Consider the following 6,625-nt stretch of genomic DNA (forward strand, 5'->3'; position numbering starts at 1 on the left):
AGGAGCCGCCCGCGCCCGCGGACGCGGTCCCGGAACGCGTCGGCGACGCGGCCAGCCAGGTCTCCGGCGACGACTGAACGGCTGGGTCCTTGGGGACGACCGAAGCGCCGTCTCCGGCAACGAGGTCGCTTCACCCCCGTCCTTCCCGGTCGATTACTCGTCCAGCGTTTCGCGTTCGACGGTCCCCTCGACGACCCCTTCGACGCCGCGCTGGACGTGTCGTGCCCGGGCTCGTTCGACGAACTCCTCCGGGAGGTCCTCTATCTCGCCCGCCTGTACGCCCCACAGCTTCGCGTACAGCCCGTCGGCCTCGATGAGCTCGTCGTGGGTCCCCCGTTCGACCACCTCGCCGTCCTCCAACACGAGCGTCGTGTCCGCGTCGGTGACCGTCGAGAGCCGGTGAGCGATGACGAACGTGGTACGGTCGGCCGCCAGCCGGTCGAGCGAGCGCTGGATCAGCATCTCCGTCTCCGTGTCGACCGCGCTCGTCGCCTCGTCGAGCACGAGGATCGCGGGGTCCTGTAACACCACGCGCGCGATCGCGACGCGCTGGCGCTGGCCGCCGGAGAGCTTCACGCCGCGCTCGCCGATCCGCGTGTCGTACCCGTTCGGCAGCGAGTCGATGAACTCGTGGGCTTCGGCCGCCTTCGCCGCCTCGACCACGCGGTCGCGGACCGCGTCGTCCGCGGGACGCTCATCGGCGTCTACCCGGGCTCCCGTGAACCGCCCGTAGCGGATGTTCTCGGCGATCGTGCCGTCGAACAGCGTCGTGTCCTGTGAGACGTAGCCGATCGACGAGCGGAGGCTCGCAACCGTCACGTCCCGGACGTCGTGGCCGTCGACGCGGATCTCGCCGTCCGTGACATCGTACAGGCGCGCGAGCAGTTTGAGCAGGGTCGACTTCCCCGCGCCGGTCGGCCCGACGAGCGCGACGGTGTCGCCGGGGTCGGCGGCGAAGGAGACGTTTCTGACCACCACCTCGTCGGCGTCGGCCGGGTCGACGAGCGCGTTCTCGGCGTATGCGAACGAGACATCGTCGTAGACGACCTCGCCGTCGACACCCCGGTCGCCGTTCCCGCTGCTCCGGTCGCCGTTCCTGCCGCCGCGGTGGCCGTCTCCGCCGCCGAGGACGACCGCGTCCTCGCGATCCGTGATCCGCACCGGGATGTCTCGCAGCCCGAACACGCGCTCGGAGGAGGCTTTCGCGTTCTCGTACTGGTCGACGATGTTCGACACCTCTGCAAGCGGGGCGACGAACTGCTGGGTCAGGAGGATGAACGTCACGAACGTGCCGACCGTCAACTCCGTGGTGAACGGCCCCGGTGGCCCCTGTGCGAGCCAGTAGCCGCCGACGAGGAACGTCGCCGCGAAGGCGAGCCCGGCCAGCAGCTCCATCCCGGGGCGATACACGTAGTTGAGCCGCAGGATGTCCATCGTCCGCTCGAAGTAGTTCCGGGAGGCGGTCTCGACGCGCTCGCTCTCGTGTGACTCCGTGTTCGACGTCTTGACGAGCTCGACGCCGGAGAGGGCGTTCTCTAACACCGTGTTCAGATCGCCGACGATCGCCCGCTGTTCGACGTACCGCGGCTCGACCGCGCGCATGAACCAGAGCGTGAACAGGAACATGAGCGGGATCGCGGAGAGCGTGACGACGGCGAGCTCGTGGTTATAGTAGAAGAGGACGCCCGCGATGCCGAGCACCATCACGCCGAGTCGGGCGGTGTTCTGCAAGGCGTTATCGAGGAACACCTCCAGGTTCGAGGCGTCGTTGTTCAATACGGACATCACCTCGCCCGTCTGTTTGTCGTCGAAAAACGTCATGTCGAGCCGCTGCATCAGATCGAACGAGTCCGTTCGGACCGCGTGCATCACTCGATGGGCGAAGTTGTTGGCGGCGATGCCGTATATAAACGTAAACACGCCGGTGACGACGAACGCGCCGAGGATGAGGACGACCGACAGCTGGAACTGTGCGGGGTCGGTCGTCGGGAGCCACGCGTCCGGGACGATCGGGAGGGAGTACGGGCCGTCACCGGTGAAGACGGCGTCGATGGCGACGCCGAGGACCACTGGCGGGAGCAGTCCCGCGATCCGGGCGATCACGTTGGCGATCATCCCGATAACGAGCCAGTGAGCCTCGGCAGCGCCGTATTCGCGGAACAGCCGGACGAGCGGCCGGTCCACCCGGTCCCGATACACCTCGAACGCGTTCCGGTCGTCCGCGGCCATGCGCCGATCCGACGGGACGGGGGTGGATGTATCCGTTGGCTCCGGCCGGACGTTCCGGGTCGCGGTCGGCGGGTCGTCCGTCCGGTCGCGACTCCGCCCTGTGTTCTAAGTCCGGCTCGCGTTCCGACTCCGGCTCCTATTCCAGTTCCCGTTCCGACTCCGGTTCCTGTTCCGGCTCGTGTTCCGATCCCCCGCTCGCGTGTTATTCCCCCCTCGTCCCGGCTCAGGCCCCGGCGCTCCCGTCGCCCACGTCGAGCGCCTCGTAGAGGAACGTCCACGCGTCGACCTGCTCGTCGACGATCATCGACTTCGGTCGGCCGACGCCGTGGCCGGTGTCGGACTTCGTGCGGAGGAGGAACGGCCCGCCATCCGCCTCCGCCTGCATCCGCGCGGCCATCTTCCGGGCGTGTGAGGGGTGGACGCGGGTGTCGCTCGCGGCGGTCCGGAACAGGGTCGCTGGGTACTCTACCCCCGACTCGACGTTGTGGTACGGCGAGTACTCGCGGATATACTCGAACGCCTCGGGGTCGTTCTCGGGGTGGCCGTACTCCGTCGTCCATGACTCGCCGAGCAGGAACCGGTGGAACCGTAACATGTCCAGAAGCGGCACCTCACACTGGACCGCGCCGAACAGGTCCGGACGCTGGGTGAGCACTGCGCCGACGGAGAGCCCGCCGTTCGATCCGCCGGCGACCGCCAACCGATCGGGCTCGGTGTACCCCGATCCGACGAGCCACTCGCCGGCCGCGATGAAATCGTCGAACGTGTGTTGTTTCGCCGCCAGCATCCCCGCCTCGTGCCACGCCTCGCCGTACTCGTACCCCCCGCGGGCACAGACGAGCGCGAACACCCCGTCGTCGGCGAGAAACGGGAGCCGGAACCGCGAGAACGACGGCGTGACGCTGTTGCGGAAGCCGCCGTACCCGTACAGGACGGCCGGCCGCGGCGCGCCACTCGGACCGCCGTCGTCGGCTACGTCCTCGCGATAGCAGACGAACACCGGGACCTCGGCGTCGTCGGTCGACTCCACGAACGCCTGCTCGACGACGAGGTCGTCGGGGACGTCCACGTCGACGGACGCGATCGTCTCTCCTCCCGTCCCCGCCTCCCGCTCACTGTCGATGTCGACACGGGTCACCGCCGGCGGACGATCGAACCCGGTGACGCCGTAGAACGCCTCCGGCTCCCCGCGGGCCGCGGTGGTCCAGGTGACCGTGGCGTAGTCGGGAAGCGGGAGATCCCGCCGATGCGTTCCGTCGCGGTCGTGGACCGAGAGCCGCGAGTGGGCGTCGCGCTGGGTGTGGACGACCAGCCGGTCGCCCGTTGGCACCGCCGACTGGAGGATCGACTCGCGTTCCCCGATCACCTCGCGGCACTCCGCGAACTCGAGGTCTCCCTCCCGGAAGCGCTCGACCGAACAGGCGAGCAGCCGATTTCGCGGTGCCTCGTGGTCCGTATGGAGGAACGCGGTCCCGTCGTGGAACCGGACGGACGTCTCCGCGTCGGTGTCCGTGAGGACGGGCCGGAGCTCGCCGTCGACGTGGACGTACCACTCGGTCCCGCCCATCATCTCGGAGAACCCGACCGCGAGCAGCCCGCTGTCCGGGTCGACGGTCACGCCCGGCCAGACGTGCTGGTCGTCGTGTTCCAACAGGGTCGTCTCCGATGTCTCCGGTGACTCCGGCGGCTCCGGCGGTTCGTCCTCTCCCTCTCCGGTTCCACCCGCATCACTCCTGCCGTCCAGGCGATATCGACGGAGCGCTTTATCCATCTGTGCGCCCTCGTCGGCCGCGCCGGTCGCGACGTAGTAGAACCCCTCACCGTCGGCCTCCCACGCGAAGCTCGATGCGTTCACCCGTCCCCGTCGTTCGAGGACGACCTCCGGATCCGGGCCCGGCCCGGGCGTGTGGCCGTCGGACTCCACTCCGTGTTCGCCGATCGCGTCGGCGTCCGGGACCGGAAGAACACGGACATCGTAGTTCTCGTCGCCGCCCTCCGTGACGCCGACGGCGACGTGGTCGCCGTCGTGGGCGGCGGAGTACCACCCCATCGACCGCGGCGGACCGTCGCTCTCGGGGTCGTTTCCGGGCCACGCGTTCGGGTCCGCGAGGACGACTCCCTCGCCCCCGGGTTCGGCGCGGACTTCGAGTCGCGGGTGGTCGTCGGTCGGCTCCTGAACCGTCGTGAAGTACCGGTCCTCCCGCACGACCACTGAGCCGTAGTCCGCGACCTCGGCGACCGATTCGAATCGTGGTCGGAGCCGCTCGCTCGTCGGCGTGTCGAGGTAGGCGTCGGCGTACGCGTTCTGCCGCTCTACCCACTCCTCGACGGCCTCGGTATCGTCCTCCAACCACCGGTAGGGGTCGTCGATCTCCACGCCGTGAAGCGTCTCCGTAACGACGTTGCGGTCGGTGTCGGGCGGGTCGGGCGACGCCGCCGTCTCGTCCCGTCGTGGCATGGAAGCTCGTCTCACGCCCGGCGCAAAACGGCTGGGGTATCGGGGCGGATCGCCGGTGTTCCGCGAGGCTCTCGGGTCGGCCAGAGTCGGTTAGGGCCGGTTAGACCCGGTCACCACGGCCAGTAGCCCGCCACGAGCAACAGGTTCCGAGCGGCCGCGGCGAGCGAGAGGAGCCCCACACACCCGCACATCACCGTGGCGACGAGCCGACGGGATCCCCCGGCGATCGCGACGGGGATCCCGATGACGACCATCCCGATCGCCTTCGTCACTAGCATCCCGCGCGTCGGCCCGAGTCGCGTGATGAGCGCGCTGCCGATCGGCGACCCCTCGACGAACTCGCCGCTCGTGATCGCGAGGTGCGTCGACCACACGTCGGCGACGGTGCCGACGACGAGGAGGACGACCGCGGCGACGAGCGGGGGTGACATCACCGTACCGAACGGGGTACCCCGACATAAGTCTCCGGAACCGTGGTGCGATCCCCTCCCTGTGACCGGCGCGAGTCCCGGTCGGTGACTCGACGGCCGACGTGCCGCGGTCGGTCGTTCACCGCGCACACCACGACGGCTTTTAAGCCGATCCGACCCCTCCGATCCGGTAATGACCGATTCCGACGGAACGGAGTACGAGGTCGCGGTCGTCGGGGGTGGCCCCGCGGGACTGACGACCGCGTTGTACGGCGCGCGACTCGGCCACGAGACGGTGCTCATCGACCGTGGCGGCGGTCGAGCGGCGATGATGGCCGACACCCACAACGTGATCGGCGTCACCGAGGACGTCTCCGGCAACGAGTTCCTCGCCACCGGCCGCGAGCAGGTCGAGTCGTACGGCGGGACGTTCGAGCGCGGCTTCGTCACCGACGTCGAACGCACCGGCGACGGCCGGTTCCGCCTGACGACCAACGACGCCGAGGTCCTCACGGAACGCGTCGTTCTCGCGACCGGCTTCTCCGACGAGCGCCCGGACCCGCCGCTTCCCCGGACCGGCAAGGGGCTCCACTACTGTCTCCACTGTGACGCGTACATGTTCGTCGACGAGCCCGTGTACGTGATGGGCCACGGCGAGGCGGCCGCCCACGTCGCGATGATCATGTTGAACGTCACCGGCGACGTGGACCTGCTGACCCGCGGGGCGGAGCCGACCTGGAGCGAGGAGACGGCGGAACGGCTCGACGCCCACCCGGTCGACGTGATCCACGAGGACGTCAGCGGCGTCGAGAACGATCCCGACTCCGGCTGGCTGGAGGCGTTGGAGTTCGAAGACGGGAGCCGCCGGGAGTACCGTGGCGGGTTCGCGATGTACGGCTCCGATTACAACACGGCACTCGCGGAGGGGCTGGGCTGCGAGCTGACCGAGGGCGGCGAGATCGACGTCGACGACCACGGGCGCACGAGCGAGGACGGGGTGTTCGCAGTCGGCGACATCACTCCCGGGCACAATCAGGTGCCGGTCGCGATGGGCCAGGGCGCGAAGGCCGGCCTCGCGATCCACAAGGAGCTCCGGGAGTTCCCGCGTTCCGCCGAGGATATCGAGGCGGACGGCCCCGTCGATGCGTCGGAGGTCCCCGCGATTCCGCCACGGTTGCTCGCCACTGCCGTCGCTCACGAGGGGCACGCGGGCGGGCCGCGCGAGGAGGGGGAGCCGGCGACCGAACCCGAAGTCCCTGCGACCGACGACTGAACACATCCCGACTGTTTCTCGCGTACCGATCCCCCCGTTCACACTCCTGTCGCTTCGCGAACGCTACGACTATCGATTCGTGAACGCCGCGACCGAACAAAAATAAGCCGCGTGAGCGGAGGTTTGCGCGTCGAAACGGCAGAGTGAGAGCCCGCGCGCGGTAGCGCGCAGCGCTCCAGCCTACCGGGGTCGATCTTAGACGGCGGCGGCGACAGCGCCGTCGGTGTCGATCGATGTCGCGTCCTGCTGTTCTTC

General features: G+C 69.0%; 4 protein-coding genes. 1 reads left to right on the forward strand and 3 read right to left on the reverse strand.

Features of this window, described 5'->3' with window-relative positions; genetic code table 11:
• Nucleotides 1–153 precede the first annotated feature (153 nt).
• From ACFQEU_RS09545 to ACFQEU_RS09555, 3 genes are all read right to left on the reverse strand, one after another.
• Nucleotides 154–2,229, reverse strand: a complete 2,076-nt coding sequence (locus ACFQEU_RS09545) for an ABC transporter ATP-binding protein (protein WP_379781546.1) — start codon at nt 2,227–2,229, stop codon at nt 154–156.
• Nucleotides 2,230–2,452: 223 nt separating this feature from the next.
• Entirely contained in the window at nt 2,453–4,687 is a 2,235-nt protein-coding gene (locus tag ACFQEU_RS09550; RefSeq protein ID WP_379781548.1) for a prolyl oligopeptidase family serine peptidase, read from the reverse strand.
• A gap of 110 nt (nt 4,688–4,797) precedes the next feature.
• Nucleotides 4,798–5,118 carry a hypothetical protein gene (locus tag ACFQEU_RS09555; protein ID WP_379781550.1) on the reverse strand — a complete coding sequence of 107 codons (321 nt, stop codon included), beginning with the start codon at nt 5,116–5,118 and terminating at the stop codon, nt 4,798–4,800.
• Between the two features lie 172 nt (nt 5,119–5,290).
• Between ACFQEU_RS09555 and ACFQEU_RS09560 the strand changes: the two genes are divergently transcribed.
• Nucleotides 5,291–6,370 (forward strand): NAD(P)/FAD-dependent oxidoreductase, encoded by a 1,080-nt coding sequence (locus ACFQEU_RS09560; protein ID WP_379781552.1) that lies wholly within the window; start codon nt 5,291–5,293, stop codon nt 6,368–6,370.
• Nucleotides 6,371–6,625: the final 255 nt, after the last annotated feature.

Source organism: Halorubrum tibetense (assembly GCF_042661865.1).
Classification (GTDB): Archaea; Halobacteriota; Halobacteria; order Halobacteriales; family Haloferacaceae; genus Halorubrum; species Halorubrum tibetense.

Bases quoted from the DNA above. Each gene is read 5' to 3' on its own strand.
- ACFQEU_RS09545 (WP_379781546.1), bottom strand. From the start codon at position 2,229: ATGGCCGCGGACGACCGGAACGCGTTCGAGGTGTATCGGGACCGGGTG.
- ACFQEU_RS09550 (WP_379781548.1), bottom strand. From the start codon at position 4,687: ATGCCACGACGGGACGAGACGGCGGCGTCGCCCGACCCGCCCGACACC.
- ACFQEU_RS09555 (WP_379781550.1), bottom strand. From the start codon at position 5,118: ATGTCACCCCCGCTCGTCGCCGCGGTCGTCCTCCTCGTCGTCGGCACC.
- ACFQEU_RS09560 (WP_379781552.1), top strand. From the start codon at position 5,291: ATGACCGATTCCGACGGAACGGAGTACGAGGTCGCGGTCGTCGGGGGT.